Genomic DNA, 15,395 nt, shown 5'->3' on the forward strand with positions numbered 1-15,395 from the left:
CCGTCGATAAGAAAATGCCAAACAACCGTTCGAATGGCGGTTCATGTTTCCGGCTCTGCCGGCAGGGGATCTCCATATGCAGGATCTTGACAGGAAACAGCAATGTGGCATACAGCTCACTATCGCTATAGTGTGTGCCACACCACTTTCGTGAGTTTCTGTGAGATGTAAAGGAGTTCTCCCGTGACTGTTTACCCCAACCCTGGAACCCCGGAATCGAATGTCAAGTTCCGCAAGCGCTATGAAAACTACATCGGCGGCGACTGGGTCGCTCCGGTCGCGGGGGAATACTTTGACAACGTCACCCCTGTGACCGGTGAGGTCTTTTGTCAGGTCGCACGCGGCCGCGAAGCGGACATCAACCTTGCTATTGACGCAGCGAAGAAGGCCGCGCCCAAATGGGGCGTGACCAGCGTGCAGGAGCGCTCGCTGGTGCTGCTGAGGATCGCTGACCGGATGGAGGAGCACCTCGAAGAGATCGCGGTGGCGGAGACCTGGGAGAACGGCAAGGCGGTTCGTGAAACCCTCGCCGCGGATATCCCGTTGGCCATTGATCACTTCCGCTACTACGCAGGTGCGCTCCGCGCGCAGGAGGGCCGCCTTAGCCAGATTGACGACGACACAGTGGCGTACCACTTCCACGAGCCGCTTGGTGTGGTGGGCCAGATCATCCCGTGGAACTTCCCGCTGCTGATGGCCGCATGGAAGATCGCCCCGGCACTGGCGGCTGGCAACGCGATTGTGTTGAAGCCTGCTGAGCAAACGCCGGCGTCCATCCTGTACTTGATGGATCTTGTGGGAGACCTGATCCCGCCGGGCGTGTTGAACATTGTCAACGGTTACGGCGATGAGGCGGGCGCGGCACTGTCCGGCTCGGATCGGATTAACAAGATCGCGTTCACCGGCTCCACCGAGGTTGGCAAGATCATCAACAAGGCCGCGGCCGACAAGATTATCCCGGTCACGCTGGAGCTTGGTGGCAAGTCGCCTTCCCTCTACTTTGCGGACGTCATGGACCGGGATGATGACTTTAGGAACAAGGCCATCGAAGGTTTCGCCATGTTCGCACTCAACCAGGGTGAGGTGTGCACCTGTCCTTCGCGTGCGTTGGTGCATGAGTCCATTGCGGATGAGTTCTTGGAGCTGGGCGTTGAGCGCGTCAAGCGCATCAAGACCGGTAACCCCTTGGACACGGATGTGATGATGGGGGCCCAGGCTTCCCAGGAGCAGATGGACAAGATTAAGTCCTACCTTGAGCTTGGCCCGAAGGAGGGCGCTGAGGTGCTCATTGGTGGTGGGGTGAACTCGATCCCGGGCCTGGAAAACGGTCTGTACATTGAGCCGACAGTGTTTAAGGGCACCAATGACATGCGCGTGTTCCAGGAGGAGATCTTCGGTCCGGTGATGTCCGTGACCACGTTCAAGGATTACGACGACGCCATCCGCATTGCCAATGACACCGAGTATGGCCTTGGTGCTGGTGTGTGGACTCGCTCTGCAAACACGGCGTACCGCGCTGGTCGTGCGATCCAGGCTGGCCGTGTGTGGGTGAACCAGTACCACCAGTACCCCGCCCACGCGGCGTTCGGTGGCTACAAGAAGTCGGGCATTGGCCGCGAGACCCACCTGATGATGCTGGCGCACTACCAGCAGACCAAGAACCTGCTGGTTTCCTACTCTGAGAACGAGACCGGCCTGTTCTAATCCGGTTGCTGTTGCGCTCACACCGAAATGGGCGCAACAAATTTACTTACGCAAAACCCTGTACTGGATGGCCTGAACGTGTTAGTTTTCGGTGAAGTCTTGATTGTTTCCTGAGCAAAAGGAATCACTAATGCGTATCTCACGTTTTACTGCCACCGCCGTGGCAGCAGCTACTGCTACCTCCCTGATTATTGCCGCCCCGCAGGCGCAGGCGTACGAGACTACATACGACGCTGCCACCAAGCAGTGCACCATCACGTTCACGGACACAGACAAAGAGCGAGTGAACGATGCGTACTCCACGCTCTTTGCTCGCTTAGGTGAGCAGGTTCGTGACAGCTTCGAGGGCGATGAGGCGAAGCAGCAGGCCAAGATCGTGTGGGAATTTGGTCAGCGCGAGGATGTGAAGGAAGCCAGCGAACATCGGCCGATCAAGGAGCCGGAGGTCTCCGCCGCGCAACTAAAACTTGCCGTAGGCAGTCAAAAAGATAAGTACTGGCGCATGATCGGCTTCATCAATGCGTCGAAGAAAGAAGTGATTTCCGCGCAGACCATCACGGTCAGCCAGAAAGAGGCGTATGACCAAGGCCCGCTGTATGGCGTGGACCTCGAGTCGGCGGCCGGTGGCACGATCGGCGGCATCCTCTTCGGCGGCAGTGTCGGTGATGTCCGTGAGCAGATCATTAACTTGGCAAAGGAATACGCGCCGGAGTTCGCTGGGCCGATTCTGTCCTACGGCAAGGCGTTGTCAACGTGTGCCGATGGCAAGTCTGGCAGCGGCACGGTGATGGCGGGAAGCTCCATGACAACGGGCCAGGTTATGGGCCTTGGGATCGCGGGTGCGGTACTTGGACTCCTGGCGCTGTTCGGCTTGGGTGTTGCCGCGCGTCCGCTTATCGACGATGTGTTGGCTGGTTGGCAGCGTTAGGCGTCGGCAAGCAACCTGCTCTGACCTGCCGAAACAAGAAAAGTTGAGTCGAGTGGGAACAACTTTTGTGTATGTGCCGTTGTAAGGATTGAGCGCGACAGGCTCAACCTCAGTGAGGCTTCTGCTACAGTGGCGGCCGTGAAGTTGAGTCGAGGAGCTTCAACTTACTAACAAACCCACATACACAGGAGGAAAAATTTCATGGCACGTGCAGTAGGTATTGACCTTGGTACGACGAACTCGGTTGTCTCTGTCCTTGAGGGCGGCGAGCCGGTAGTTATTGCAAACGCGGAAGGGTCCCGCACGACCCCGTCGGTTGTTGCTTTTGCGAAGAACGGCGAGGTGCTGGTTGGCCAGTCCGCAAAGAACCAGGCGGTGACCAACGTTGACCGCACCATCCGCTCCGTCAAGCGCCACATGGGCGATGACTGGACCGTAGACATTGACGGCAAGAAGTACACCCCGCAGGAGATTTCCGCTCGTACGCTGCAGAAGCTGAAGAGGGACGCTGAGGCTTACCTGGGTGAAGATGTTACTGATGCGGTAATTACCGTCCCGGCTTACTTCGAGGACGCTCAGCGCCAGGCCACCAAGGAGGCTGGCCAGATCGCAGGCCTGAACGTGCTGCGTATTGTGAACGAGCCGACCGCGGCTGCACTGGCTTACGGCCTTGAGAAGGCTGATAGTGAGCAGACCATCCTGGTCTTCGACCTGGGTGGCGGTACCTTCGACGTCTCCCTGCTGGAGATCGGCGACGGTGTTGTTGAGGTACTCGCAACCGCTGGTGACAACGAGCTGGGTGGTGACGACTGGGATAACCGCGTCGTTGAGTGGCTGGTAGACAAGTTCAAGTCCCAGAACGGCGTGGACCTGTCCAAGGACAAGATGGCTATGCAGCGTCTGCGTGAGGCTGCGGAGAAGGCCAAGATTGAGCTGTCGTCTGCACAGCAGGCATCCATCAACCTGCCGTACATCACGGTTGACGCTGAGAAGAACCCGCTGTTCCTGGACGAGACACTGACCCGTACGGAGTTCCAGAAGATCACCTCTGACCTGCTGGATCGCACGAAAGCTCCGTTCAACCAGGTGATTAAGGACGCTGGCCTGTCGCTTTCCGACATCGACCACGTTGTGCTGGTTGGTGGCTCCACCCGTATGCCGGCAGTGACCGACCTGGTCAAGGAGATGACTGGCAAGGAGCCGAACAAGTCCGTTAACCCGGATGAGGTTGTGGCTCTGGGTGCTGCTCTGCAGGCTGGTGTGCTTCGTGGCGACGTGAAGGACGTGCTGCTTCTCGACGTCACCCCGCTGTCCCTGGGCATCGAAACCAAGGGCGGTGTGATGACCAAGCTGATCGAGCGCAACACCACCATCCCGACGAAGCGTTCTGAGACCTTCACCACGGCTGAGGACAACCAGCCGAGCGTGCAGATCCAGGTCTTCCAGGGTGAGCGCGAGATGGCTGCTGCCAACAAGCTGCTCGGCTCCTTCGAGCTGGCAGGTATCGCTCCGGCTCCGCGTGGCGTGCCGCAGATCGAGGTCACCTTTGACATCGACGCTAACGGCATCGTGTCCGTGTCCGCTAAGGACAAGGCCACCGGCAAGGAGAACACGATCAAGATCCAGGACGGCTCTGGCCTGTCCCAGGAGGAGATCGACCGCATGATCAAGGATGCGGAGACGCACGCTGATGAGGACAAGAAGCGTCGTGAAGAGCAGGAGACCCGCAACAACGCGGAGACCGCTGCTTACCAGACCCGCAAGTTCATGGATGAGAACACCGACAAGCTGCCGGAAGACATCCGTACCCGCGTGGCTGAGGCAGCAGACGCTGTGGATGAAGCGTTGAAGGGCGACGACCTGGATGCCATCAAGTCCGCTGTGGAGAAGCTCAACACTGAGTCCCAGGAGCTGGGCAAGGCACTCTACGAGGCTGAGGCAAACGCCGGCGCAACCGCTGGTGAGGCTGGCGCCAACGCTGATGACAACGTGGTTGACGCCGAGGTTGTTGAGGACGACGCAGACGCACCGACTGAAGACAACAAGTAGGGACGACAGGTAGGCACGACAGGTAAGTAAAGGACGCGAGAAGCTATGACTGAACCCAACGTGAATCCGCAGATGCCGGATGATCCGGGCGCGCCGGAGAACACGGACGAGCAGTTCGTGTCCCCGGACCAGGCGGAAGCCGAAGCGTTTGAAGCGGAACTCGCTGACGCAGCAGACGCTGACGCTGAGGTAGACGTAGACCCGGTTGACCCGGACGCTGACGGTGACGGCACGGTGAGCGACGTTGAGCTCCAGCTGGCTGAGCGCACCGAGTCCCTGCAGCGTGTGAGTGCGGAGTACGCAAACTACCGTCGTCGCACGGAACGCGAGCGCACCCAGATCGCGGAACTGACCAAGGCAAAGTTCGCCGAGAAGATGCTGCCGATCCTGGATGACCTGGACTTGGCAGAGCAGCACGGCGACATGGCCGAAGGCCCGCTCAAGGCATTTGGTGACAAGCTGCGTAGCACGCTTGAAGGCCAGAGCCTGAAGGCGTTCGGCGCTGAAGGCGAAGCGTTCGACCCGGAAGTACACGAGGCTGTTCAAGACCTTTCCGAAGGTGATGAGAAGGTCATCGCCTCGGTGCTGCGCAAGGGCTACACGCTCGGCGGCACACTCGTACGCAACGCCATGGTGATCATCGGCGACCCGGCTGCACCGGCTGATCCGGTGGGGGCGTCGGAGTAGGTGGCGTAGGGCGTCGATAAGCATGATGGCCCCAAAGCCGGGAGCGAGCGGCGAACGCTTGCCCCGGCTTTTTTAAAACAGGAAAGAGAAAGAAAGGAGGAGGGCTATGGCAATGCAACAGGAATGGGCAAACAAGGATTACTACGGTGACCTGGGCGTGAGCTCCAGCGCGTCGGCGGCCGACATTAAGAAGGCATACCGCAAACTCGCGCGCGAGAACCACCCAGATTCCAACCCGGGCAACAAGGCGGCTGAGGAGAAATTCAAACGAGTCGCCGAGGCATATGACGTGGTTGGTGATGAAACCAAACGCAAAGAGTACGACCAGTTCAAATCAATGGTTGGCACAGGCGGCTTCGGCCGGTTTGGAGGTGGTTCCGGGTTCCCGGGCGGGTTTCGCACGACGTCGACGTCAAACTTCGACGGCGCAGACTTCGACCTCGGAGACATCTTCGGCGGGGCTGGTGGACAAGCTGGAGACGGCGGCCTTGGTGATATCCTCGGTGGCTTCTTTAACCGCGGCGGCGGTGCTGGCAGGAGCGCTCGGCCGTCGCGGGGGGCCGACGTTGAAACGGAAATAACCATTGATTTCCGCGAGGCAGCCAAAGGCACAACCTTCCCGGTTGAGCTGACTGGCGACGCACCGTGTACCACCTGCCACGGCTCCGGCTCCAAATCCGGCAAGACACACACCTGTGGCGTGTGCAACGGGTCCGGCTACGTGCGGGAAAACTCCGGCGCGTTCGGCATGGCACGCCCATGCAGCAACTGCAACGGCACCGGCGAAGCAATCGAAGACCCGTGCACCACGTGTAACGGCACCGGCACCGTGCGCCGCACCCGTTCGATCACCGTGCGTATCCCCGCAGGTGTTGAGGACGGCCAGAAGGTACGCCTTGCCGGCCAAGGCGAAGCCGGCCCGAACGGCAAGCCCTCCGGCGACCTGTTTGTCACCGTGCACGTGCGCCCGGACAAGGTGTTCACCCGCAACGGCGACGACCTGGAAGTCACCGTGCCGGTGTCCTTCACCGAGCTCGCGCTTGGCGGGACCGTGGCGGTACCGACGCTGGACAAACCAGTGCGCGTGAAGATTCCCGCCGGCACCCCGAACGGCAGGACGCTGCGCGTGAAGGGCCGCGGCGTTGCTCGGAAATCCGGCGCTGGCGACCTGCTGGTGACCGTGGAAGTAGCCGTGCCCCGCTCCGGCGATTTGGACGCCGGCGCCATGAGCGCACTTCGCACCTACGCCCAGGCTGAGAAAGACTCCGGCTTTGACCCGCGCGCCGGGTGGGCCGGGGCAGTCTAGGAGTTTTAGGAGTTTTAGGAGGTGAAGACACATGGCAAAGGAGCAGTTCTACGCAATTTCCGTCGCCGCTGAGCTGACCGGAATGCACGCCCAAACCCTGCGCACCTATGACCGCATGGGGTTGGTCACGCCGCAGCGCACCTCCGGTGGCGGCCGCAGGTACTCCGCGCGCGACATCGCTCTGTTGCGACGCGTGCAGTACCTCTCCCAGGAGGAGGGCGTGAACCTGGCCGGCATCAAGACGATCATTGAGCTGACCGAGCAGATCGAATCGTTGCAGGCCGAGCTTGAGCAGGAGCGTTCCGCGTCCAGGCGCTCCCGCGGCGAACTCGTCCACGTGCCGCGCTCCACAGCGATCGTGGCATGGGAGCCTTTTGCTTCACGACGCCGCCGCTAAAGAACACCAGCCGCTCAGTGGCTCCTGACGATGCAGTAATCCGCCGATTACTGCATTCCGGACCCTAAACGCCCAGGCGGCGGCACGTGCTCCCGGAATTGTTGCATCCCCGCGATGGCCCCGGCTGACAAATTCGACGGGCGGCCCTTAGTGCCTTCGGCAAACGCCCAGGTCGGCAAAATAGCGTCGTCAACTTTGTCAGGGAGTCGCCCAGGCGTTTGCTCGGATGTTGGTTGGCGCCGTCCCTCCGGAAGCTACTAAGGTTAGCGTTGATTAGATAACTTTTAGTGTTCTTTCCGGTTTCTTTGGAGGTTCTTCCAGCCGTCTCTTAGTGGTCGGTGGGGAAGAGCCGGCGAAGGGCTGGGGCTTGAGGAGTGAAGATGGGGCGAGGCCAGCGTGGCTTCGGCGCAGCAGTGGTTGCTGCCGCGCTTGCGATAACGGGCGTGCAGGCGGTTGCTCCTTTACCTGGTTCTTTACCTGCTCCTTCACCGTTTCTCCCAGTAGCCAACGCTGAAACGGACACCAGCATCGCAGGCTTCGCGCAAAGCAACGAAATCCCTGAAGGCACCCAGGTTTATTTCCAGTGGATGGATAGGGACGGTGCGGTCTCACCCGTGTACCGCACTGAGATGAAGCGTGAGGGGGATCAGACCCGTTTCGCCTTTGATACCAGCGGTGGGTTTGTGGACCGCGTGAATAAGAAACGTGTGTTTACCTCGAAAGAGGGCCAGCGTTTCAGGGTGTGGTTTGGGGAGTTAGAGGGGGCGCAAACAAACAACCGGCTCCTGCCGTACGCCGAGGGGGCTGACTTTGGTTTTGGTGAGTGGGTCCGTGTGGAGCCGGGCAAGCCCGGGGTAACGGCGGGGTCCCATGTTGGGCCGCTGCACGTGCGCACGTATGAAGTCCCTGATGCGGGCTACATGGTAAAACCCCGTGATCATTGGGTTGAGGACAACGCTGGTCCTCACAAGGGACAGGCCCAAACCAACTGGCTGCACGGCACGGTGGCCTTTGGCACCGATGGTCGTGGCGGTACCGCGGCGCTGGATGACTACCGGGTGGTGGTCTCCGTGCTGGATCCGGCCTGGAAGGACAAGGTTGGAAATGACCCTGCGTCCACCAAGCGCATCCTGGAACAGAACCCAGAGGCAATCTTAACCACCGTATCGGCACCGATTGTCCAAGGCCGCTACACCGTGCGCCTGCCGCAGGACGCTCAAGACGCTGACGCAAACCTGCTCTATGCCTACGTTGAGGATCCGCATGGCAAGCAGGTGCCGGCGATGGGGAAGTGGCAAACGCCGCAGTTTGAAGCCGTGGAGGAAAACAGCGTTGATTTCGCCTTGCCGGTGGTGGTGGATCTGCAGATTCGCGCCAAGGTTGCGGACCAAGAGCAGGGCTTCAACATGACTGACGCCCCGGCGCGCCCGGGTGATGCGGTGCAGCTGGAGGGCGTCGGCAACCTTCCGCACGAGGGGGTGCGGGAGATTTGGTACCTCAACGGTTTGCAGGTGTCGGGCAGTGCGCCGGTGCCGTCGTTGGATGCGTTTGGCAATGTTGCGTACAAGGTGCCGGAGAACGTGAACCGTGGTGATGTGTTCACGGCGGTGTTGATCACGAAGATCACTGGGCGTGAGGTTGCGGCAACGTCCATCATTATTGAGACGGAGGAGCAGCCGCTGCCCGTTCCCGGTGGTCCTGATGCGCCCTATGAGCCGCCGGCCGCACCGGATGGTCCGTACACAGATGCGTTTGAAACCTCGTTTAAGCCGGCGTACGTGCGCCCAGGTCAGACGGCGGTTTCGGTGCCGCCGTTTGCAACGATGACAAGAAACGGTGAGCGTTTCAGCAACCAGCCGCTGCCGGAGGGTACGACGTTGTTGACGTCCACGCCCGGCGCGGAGATCACCACGGACGCAGGCGGTAATGAGGTGGTGCGGTTTACGCCGCAGCCGTGGGCGAGGGTAGGTGAGACCATCAACGTTGAGGTGTTGGTGACGTATCCGGATAAGACCACCTCAACGGCTATTGCGCCGTTTACGGTGATCGCACGTCCGCTGAATGAGACCGCGTTTGTGGATTATGAGCAGGGTAGGAAGGCTCGCCCGGGCCAGACGGTGTCGGTGCGCCGCATCGGCGAGCGCTTCAACCCGCGCGATCAGATTGTGCAGTTCCTGCCGGATAAGGAGCACAACACGCTCAACGGTTGGCGGGTGGTGGTTGATGAGTTCACGGGTGACCTGCGCGCCACAGCACCACAGGATCCGGAGCCTCTTCGCTTTGGTACGCTTGCGTTTTTCAACGACGGCTCCCACCGCAAGATCGAAACCGTGATTGGTGTTGCTGATCCGGTGACGGATAGTGAGCGTTATCAGCCAACGTACGAGCGCACCATCGTTGAACCTGGCGCGTTGACCTGCAGTGCCGCACCGAAGGACCTGCCCAAGGACGCCTCGGTGACGGTGACTAGCAATGGCGGCGTGCAAACGGTCACGCTTGGCAACGACAACACGGTGTGCGTAACGGTGCCCCAGGATGCGGCGCCGGCAACGGTTTACACCGTGGCGCTGCAGGTGGCTTACGCCGATGATTCTGTAGAGGCGATAAGCGCCGAGTTTGAGGTGGAGTCCATGGCACGCGCGCTGCGGGATCTCACCGTGGAGCTGGATCCGGTGCATGAGGGCTCGGTGGAGCCGGTGTTGCCGAAGGCGTTTGAAGAGCTTCCGAAGGAAACAACCTTCGGCGTCGGCGCCGAGTTCACAGATGAGCACTGGGACGTCGAGGTCAACAAGGACTCCGGCGCGTTGCGCGTGCAGCCTCGCCCCGAGGTTGTGCCGAACACCAAGGTGCGCATCCCGGTGGTGGTGTCCTTGCCGGATACCTCCCAGGCGGTGGTTGCGGTTGAGGCGACAGCCACGGCAAGCCAGCGCAGCCAGTACAACCCGTCCTACACAGCAGCCACGGTCAACGCCGGCGCACGCGTGCGCATGCCGTTGGACTCCCAGGTCCCGGCAACGTTTTCGCTGGTTGAGGGGGTAGATGGTGTGTCGTTGAGCGTCGACAAGCAGGGCACACTCACCGCCCACGCGGACCCGACCGCACTGCCCGGCCCCCGCAGCATCAAGGTCGCCGTTCGTTACAACGACGGCAGCCGCGAAACCATCACCGCACTACTCACCGTCAAGACATCGCAAGGCAATGAGCATTTGCGTGACGACGAAACGCTTAACCCCCTCACCCTCACCCACCCAGCCGGCGCCAAAGCTGTCGGGGCGATCACGCGTCCCGCGGGAGCCGAAATCACCACGTTTGATCTGCAGAGCACCGAATGGGGCGCCCGGATGACGTCGGCGGGCGTGTTCACGGCAACCATCCCGGCGTCTGTTCCGGTGGGCGAGCAGCGCCAGTTCCCGGTGAACGTGATCTACGCGGATGGGTCTACAAACACGGTGACCATCACCGTAAAGGTCGCGCCCGCGCAAAAGCCTGCACCAAAACCGGCACTTTCCAGCGCTGCGACCATCTTGCCGATCGTCCTTGGCCTGCTCGCCTTGGTGGCGGGCGGCGCGTACGCGTTTGTTACACAGTCCGGGCTCAATTTCTAGGAAGGCGAAACGGTAGTCATGCGTATTCCAAAAACTGTGCTTGCACTTGGTGTGGTGGGGGCGTTGGTGGGGGTTGGCGTGGGCGTCGATACGCATGCTCAAGCCGCAACAACCATCAGTGGCACAACGGCAACCTACGCGCGCGACAGTGAGGACGATGTGCTGCGCGCCGCCGTGCTCAGCACAACCGATTTTGGCAATGAGCTGGAGTTTACGTGGGACGCGCCGCTGAGCATGGCCGGCGTGTTTGACTCGCGTGTGCAAACGCGGATGTGGATCGGCGGCAAGCCGCAGTATCAGGACGGCGCAACCGTCAACCGGGTGGGCAACACCGTGACCATGGTGTCCACGGACGCCACCACCGGCATCACAGTCACCCGCACCGTAGAGCTGCACGGCGACACCGTGGTGGTCACCCAAAGCGCAACGAACACCACCAGCAGCGCGAAGTGGGTGCGGGCGGACATGCGCCACCGCTCCTTTAGCGCCGGCACCGAGTTCGTGGGCGAGTATGACAACGGCACGATCACCGCACGCTCCGCCGCGCCGGGCTATGACATTGCGTTTAGCCCAAACGAAGGGCACGTCAGCTCCGGGTTCTCCGATAGCTTCGGCGAAGCCATCCCCGGCAGCGGTGTCGGCGTGCAGGGTGCTGCTGGTGGCGCGGACATCCAGGGTGCGCGCTGGGCGCGTGAGGTCGCACCCGGCGAGACGTTCGAGGCGCAGGTGCGCGTGCGCGTGACCCCGCAGCCGATCTCCATGGACCACGATGGGGACGGCATCCCCGACGAATGGGAACGCGGCTCCTTCACCCCCGACGGCGGGGAAGCGTTACACCTGCACAAATGGGGTGCCGGGCCCGATAAAAAGGACGTGTTTTTGCAGCTGAACTGGATGGTGCCGGAGTTTACCAACCAAGACGCCTGCAAGGTTGAAGGCCGCTTCGCCGTCAACGTCCAGGGGCTCACCGACTGGGCGGAGTGTGCGGCGGCGAACAAGAACGCCTACCGGCCGTCCAAAAAGATCCTGGATGACCTGGTCAAAGAGTTCGACCGCGGTGGGGTGCGCCTGCATATCGACGCCGGCGAGTGGTACCACACCTACCACGCCGATACCTACAAAGGCGGCGAAATCCCGTTTGCCAAATACCCCTTTGAAAACAAGCGGAGCAGCCACGTCTTTAACGCATTTACCAATGACCTGCTGGGTTCCCGCGACGCCGTCTTCCGCCTCGGCGTGATCGGGGACCAGATGGCGCCCGGCATTGGCGCCTCCGGCCGCGGCCAGATGCCCGGCAGCGCCTTCTACGTGGCCTGGTACAAGGACATCAGTAGCGACGAGCAGGTGCGCAACACCATGCTTCATGAGTTCGGCCACAACCTCGGGCTGGACCACAGCGGCTCCATCAAGTTCAACGACCGCCCGCGCGGCTACGACTATATCCCGGGCTACAAGTCCACGATGAACTACCTGTATCAGTTCTCCCACTTCGGGTTTACAGATGCGTGGTCCACCAGCGGCTCCTGGCCGGCGTATTGCGAGACCGCGCCCCCAGGCCAACTGTGCGCGCCGGGCGAGTTCCGCATCGCCCCGGACTGGGAGAACCTGACGCTGACCGGCGGCCGCGTGGGTCGCGCGATTGGCCAGGTCACCCCTGAAATCCCGCAGAAAACCGAGGACGAGGTCCGCGGCCTGATCAAACTCGCCGCCGACTCGCAGAACGGCACCGGCGGCTTCCGGCTTGTAGACACCCCTGAGAAGCCCAACGGCGTCCTCACCGCCAGCCGCAACAACGTCGTCCACGCCGAGATCAGCAACTACGGCACCGCCGCCCACGAGTTCACGCTTGAGGCCCGCTACCTCAACCAAAGCTGGGTACAAAAGGTCACAGTTGCCGGCCTTTCGGCCAGCGAGGGCAAGTTGCTTATCGACGTCCCCGTCAACCCCAACCCCGCCCACCCCCAACCCACCCTGCCAGTTGAATTCACCCTGTTTAACCAGGACGGCGAAGTCCAGTACAACCAAACGCTGTCCATCCCGGTGTTGGATTACACCAAGGACGAGATTGAGCGTGTGGTTGCGGAGCTACCTTCAGACGCCACCGGCCCCGTCCGCGCAGTGGTGGAGGGCAAGCTAAAGCCGGCCCTGACCGAGGTTGCGCCTTCTGATGCTGATGCTGGTGATTCTGCTTCTGGTGGCCCTGCTGTTCCAGCGCCGCTGCCAACCCGCCCGCCGGCCGCTCCCGGTCCCGGTGCTGACTCTGGCCCCGGCGCTGGTCCAGGTTCCGGCCCGAGCGCTGCACCGCTGACCAGCATCCCAGCCGTCCCGCGCGTGACCACCGTCCAGCCAACCCACGCCGACGGCGTCACCGTGACACCCGCCGCTTCCTCTGCTGGTACCGCGACTGAACCCTTGACCAAGCCCTTGACCGTGGTGTCCATCATCCTTGGCGTGTTGATGACGCTGGGCGGCGCCGCCCTCGCCGCTGGCTCCTGGCTTGCCACCCACGTCATGGTCGGGGCCATGGAGGGCTTTTTGTAAGTCCGGTCTTTTTCACCTCTCGCGGTAGGGAGGAGTCGAGGGAGGCCATGGCGTTGTACTTCTTTACAAAGGCGTCGATAGACGAAAAACCGCCCCCTTCGATAGCCCACCGCAGAAGTGTGATCGTGTCTGCATGGTGGATCTGACCACCGGGAGTGTGGCGGCCAGTGGTTTGCTGCAGCTTCAGTTTGTTCGCTTCGCGAAGGATCGTGGAAGTTCCTTCTTCCTCGTCGCAGATGACAAGTACGGTTCGGCCCTTCCTGGCAAGGGAAACAGCGTGGAGGATGGCCATGTTCTCTCCGCGGTCTCGGGTTTGGGCGTACATGTCGTCGAAGTCTGCTTTGAGGACGGACCGACTCAGTTCCCGTAGTTCATCGGTCGGAGCATCAGGGAGAATCACTTTGAACCGCTCAGGGATCCTTGGCCACACCTCGGCTGCCCTTGCGAACTGAGTATGCCGCGTTGGGGTGTCGACCACTTCGTACGCCACAGCTTCGGGCACATGAATGGGGTTGTTTCCCAGCGCTAGCAGGAGTTGGGGCACACAATCTGTAGTCAGGAACTTAAGTATTGGTCCAGTGTCGAGGATATGCACTACGTTTCGCCATTCATGAGGACTTCAATCTCGGCCGGCGTCAATCCTCCATCTGCTGGAGTTGGACGGGCGGGCGAAGTGGATATTGGCGACGGCGTAATCCCTTGTTGCTCCAAGGCTTTTTCAAAGCGTGTGGTTTCTTTTTCACCTTGGAGGCGTGCAAGCGCACTAGCACTAATCTGGCGCCATTGGTATGCCTCAACAGCCCGCGCCATGAGCGCTTGTGGTGGTCGTGGCGTGAGAGAAGCGGCTGCTAGAGCGTTGTATTCGGACAGCCAGCCGAATTTTGCGGCAAGTGTTTTCGTTGAGATTGTTCCGAATTCGATACATAGCTGTTCATCGATGAGTCCCGAGTCTCGCATCTGAATCGCAGCAATGGCAGGCGATACGCGAAAGTTCTGCACAAGGTTCGAAAGCTCCAATTCGCGTGATTGCTTTCCAAAACCTTTGAGTGCCTCCGTGGGGAGAAGAAAATGGCGAGCAAAACTATCGGCCTGAATTTCTTCTGGACTGCGTTTTTCCCACCCTTTGGATCCCAATTGACGGTTGACCGTACCTATTCGAAGGTGACCGAGTTCGTGCGCGAGGGTTGATTGCAGACGCATCGGATGTGGAGTACATCCGACTGCCATGATGGTGTGGTCGCCGAGCTGCATTGTCATGCCATGGCCTGGGGAATCGGTGTGAATGAGTGCGACGCCGACCTTGCACCTATCTTCAATCAGCTTCGGAAGGTTGCCGATGGGCGTAAAACCCAATTTCCACTCTTTTCGGCAAGCGTTGGCTGCTTCCCGGCCGATAACTTCGTTGCTTCTCATCGTCTGGGAATCCCAATTTCGTCTAGCTCGCGTGAGAGCTCCAACGCGTAAAGAAGATATTCGGCTAAATCATCCGAGCCAGCGTCATTTGTGCGGCCGGCAACGCGCACTTCCTCACGTAGTGGACTTGACCCGCGCAGGGTATCAACGCTTACTCCGCACCCAAACGCAAGCGCCGAGAGCTGCAAGAGCGAAGGCTCCCGCGCGCCAGTTTCGATGCGTTGGATAGTTGGCTGCGATATCCCACTCACACGCGCAAGGTCCCGCTGGGACATTCCGACTTCTTTTCGCGCTTGCGTGAGCCGGCTGCCGAAGGATGTATTGTTTTGCTTCATTGTGAATCACCCGCCTTTGTTTTTGATTCTATACGGATTGTGGCACGGACGGTTAGGCTGCCGTCGTACTTCTTTTTGCCCGAGGTGCCAGGTCTCCTCAAAAGAATTCAGGATCCGCCCCAGGGCCGTTGGCCGACAAAGTGGAGCACTGACAAAGATGACGGGGCGCCCGCTGCCGGTCGGCAAACGCCCAGGTCGCCAAAATAGCCTCGTCAACTTTGTCAGGATTCCTTCGGGACCACTGACAAATGTGACATTTTGGACGCACCCTAGATTTTAAATGCGCAGGTCAGAGGCTTTTTGGCAAAATGGCGTCGTCAACTTTGTCAGCGCAACGGCTAAGCGGCGCCGGCCGCGGCGCCGGCCGCGGCGCCAGCCGCCGCACCAACCCCAGCACCAACCCCAGCACCAACCCCAACCCCAGCACCAA

Annotated in this window: 11 protein-coding genes; 9 read left to right on the forward strand and 2 right to left on the reverse strand. The window is 60.7% G+C overall.

From position 1 onward, the window contains the following. Positions 1 to 183 precede the first annotated feature (183 nt). The 9 genes from HMPREF3104_RS00010 (at position 184) to HMPREF3104_RS12375 (ending at position 13,587) form a co-directional block, all read left to right on the forward strand. Positions 184 to 1,704 (forward strand): acetaldehyde dehydrogenase ExaC, encoded by a 1,521-nt coding sequence (locus tag HMPREF3104_RS00010; protein ID WP_070492940.1) that lies wholly within the window; start codon positions 184 to 186, stop codon positions 1,702 to 1,704. Between the two features lie 130 nt (positions 1,705 to 1,834). Further along, positions 1,835 to 2,632, forward strand: a complete 798-nt coding sequence (locus tag HMPREF3104_RS00015) for a hypothetical protein (RefSeq protein WP_070492943.1) — start codon at positions 1,835 to 1,837, stop codon at positions 2,630 to 2,632. Positions 2,633 to 2,833: 201 nt separating this feature from the next. Further along, complete coding sequence (gene dnaK, locus HMPREF3104_RS00020; RefSeq protein WP_070492946.1) at positions 2,834 to 4,681, forward strand: molecular chaperone DnaK; 1,848 nt, start codon at positions 2,834 to 2,836, stop codon at positions 4,679 to 4,681. A gap of 45 nt (positions 4,682 to 4,726) precedes the next feature. Then, positions 4,727 to 5,368, forward strand: a complete 642-nt coding sequence (gene grpE, locus HMPREF3104_RS00025; protein ID WP_052205969.1) for a nucleotide exchange factor GrpE — start codon at positions 4,727 to 4,729, stop codon at positions 5,366 to 5,368. Positions 5,369 to 5,474: 106 nt separating this feature from the next. Next, positions 5,475 to 6,674, forward strand: a complete 1,200-nt coding sequence (dnaJ, locus tag HMPREF3104_RS00030) for a molecular chaperone DnaJ (protein WP_070492949.1) — start codon at positions 5,475 to 5,477, stop codon at positions 6,672 to 6,674. A 31-nt stretch (positions 6,675 to 6,705) separates the two neighbouring features. Continuing rightward, entirely contained in the window at positions 6,706 to 7,071 is a 366-nt protein-coding gene (locus HMPREF3104_RS00035; RefSeq protein ID WP_052205973.1) for a heat shock protein transcriptional repressor HspR, read from the forward strand. Positions 7,072 to 7,451: 380 nt separating this feature from the next. Beyond that, on the forward strand, positions 7,452 to 10,676 hold the full coding sequence (locus tag HMPREF3104_RS00040; protein ID WP_141738056.1) for a Rib/alpha-like domain-containing protein: 3,225 nt from the start codon (positions 7,452 to 7,454) through the stop codon (positions 10,674 to 10,676). Between the two features lie 18 nt (positions 10,677 to 10,694). Further along, positions 10,695 to 13,217, forward strand: a complete 2,523-nt coding sequence (locus HMPREF3104_RS00045) for a zinc metalloprotease (RefSeq protein ID WP_070492955.1) — start codon at positions 10,695 to 10,697, stop codon at positions 13,215 to 13,217. A 133-nt stretch (positions 13,218 to 13,350) separates the two neighbouring features. Continuing rightward, the gene (locus HMPREF3104_RS12375; RefSeq protein WP_168156331.1) at positions 13,351 to 13,587 is read left to right on the forward strand and encodes a hypothetical protein; all 237 of its coding nucleotides are present in this window, start codon (positions 13,351 to 13,353) and stop codon (positions 13,585 to 13,587) included. 224 nt (positions 13,588 to 13,811) lie between these two features. On the opposite strand, the gene HMPREF3104_RS00055 is transcribed toward HMPREF3104_RS12375, so the two are convergent. Continuing rightward, positions 13,812 to 14,630, reverse strand: coding sequence for an ImmA/IrrE family metallo-endopeptidase (locus HMPREF3104_RS00055; RefSeq protein ID WP_070492961.1), 819 nt, complete (start codon positions 14,628 to 14,630; stop codon positions 13,812 to 13,814). After that, positions 14,627 to 14,965, reverse strand: coding sequence for a helix-turn-helix domain-containing protein (locus tag HMPREF3104_RS00060; protein WP_052205982.1), 339 nt, complete (start codon positions 14,963 to 14,965; stop codon positions 14,627 to 14,629). Before HMPREF3104_RS00060 ends, HMPREF3104_RS00055 begins: the two co-directional genes overlap by 4 nt. Positions 14,966 to 15,395: the final 430 nt, after the last annotated feature.

The organism is Corynebacterium sp. HMSC30G07 (assembly GCF_001806945.1).
Lineage (GTDB): Bacteria > Actinomycetota > Actinomycetes > Mycobacteriales > Mycobacteriaceae > Corynebacterium > Corynebacterium riegelii.

What these genes read in the sequence shown, in the direction of transcription:
- HMPREF3104_RS00015 (WP_070492943.1), top strand. Translation starts at nt 1,835, where the DNA reads ATGCGTATCTCACGTTTTACTGCCACCGCCGTGGCAGCAGCTACTGCT.
- dnaK (WP_070492946.1), top strand. Translation starts at nt 2,834, where the DNA reads ATGGCACGTGCAGTAGGTATTGACCTTGGTACGACGAACTCGGTTGTC.
- grpE (WP_052205969.1), top strand. Translation starts at nt 4,727, where the DNA reads ATGACTGAACCCAACGTGAATCCGCAGATGCCGGATGATCCGGGCGCG.
- dnaJ (WP_070492949.1), top strand. Translation starts at nt 5,475, where the DNA reads ATGGCAATGCAACAGGAATGGGCAAACAAGGATTACTACGGTGACCTG.
- HMPREF3104_RS00035 (WP_052205973.1), top strand. Translation starts at nt 6,706, where the DNA reads ATGGCAAAGGAGCAGTTCTACGCAATTTCCGTCGCCGCTGAGCTGACC.
- HMPREF3104_RS00040 (WP_141738056.1), top strand. Translation starts at nt 7,452, where the DNA reads ATGGGGCGAGGCCAGCGTGGCTTCGGCGCAGCAGTGGTTGCTGCCGCG.
- HMPREF3104_RS00045 (WP_070492955.1), top strand. Translation starts at nt 10,695, where the DNA reads ATGCGTATTCCAAAAACTGTGCTTGCACTTGGTGTGGTGGGGGCGTTG.
- HMPREF3104_RS12375 (WP_168156331.1), top strand. Translation starts at nt 13,351, where the DNA reads ATGGTGGATCTGACCACCGGGAGTGTGGCGGCCAGTGGTTTGCTGCAG.
- HMPREF3104_RS00055 (WP_070492961.1), bottom strand. Translation starts at nt 14,630, where the DNA reads ATGAGAAGCAACGAAGTTATCGGCCGGGAAGCAGCCAACGCTTGCCGA.
- HMPREF3104_RS00060 (WP_052205982.1), bottom strand. Translation starts at nt 14,965, where the DNA reads ATGAAGCAAAACAATACATCCTTCGGCAGCCGGCTCACGCAAGCGCGA.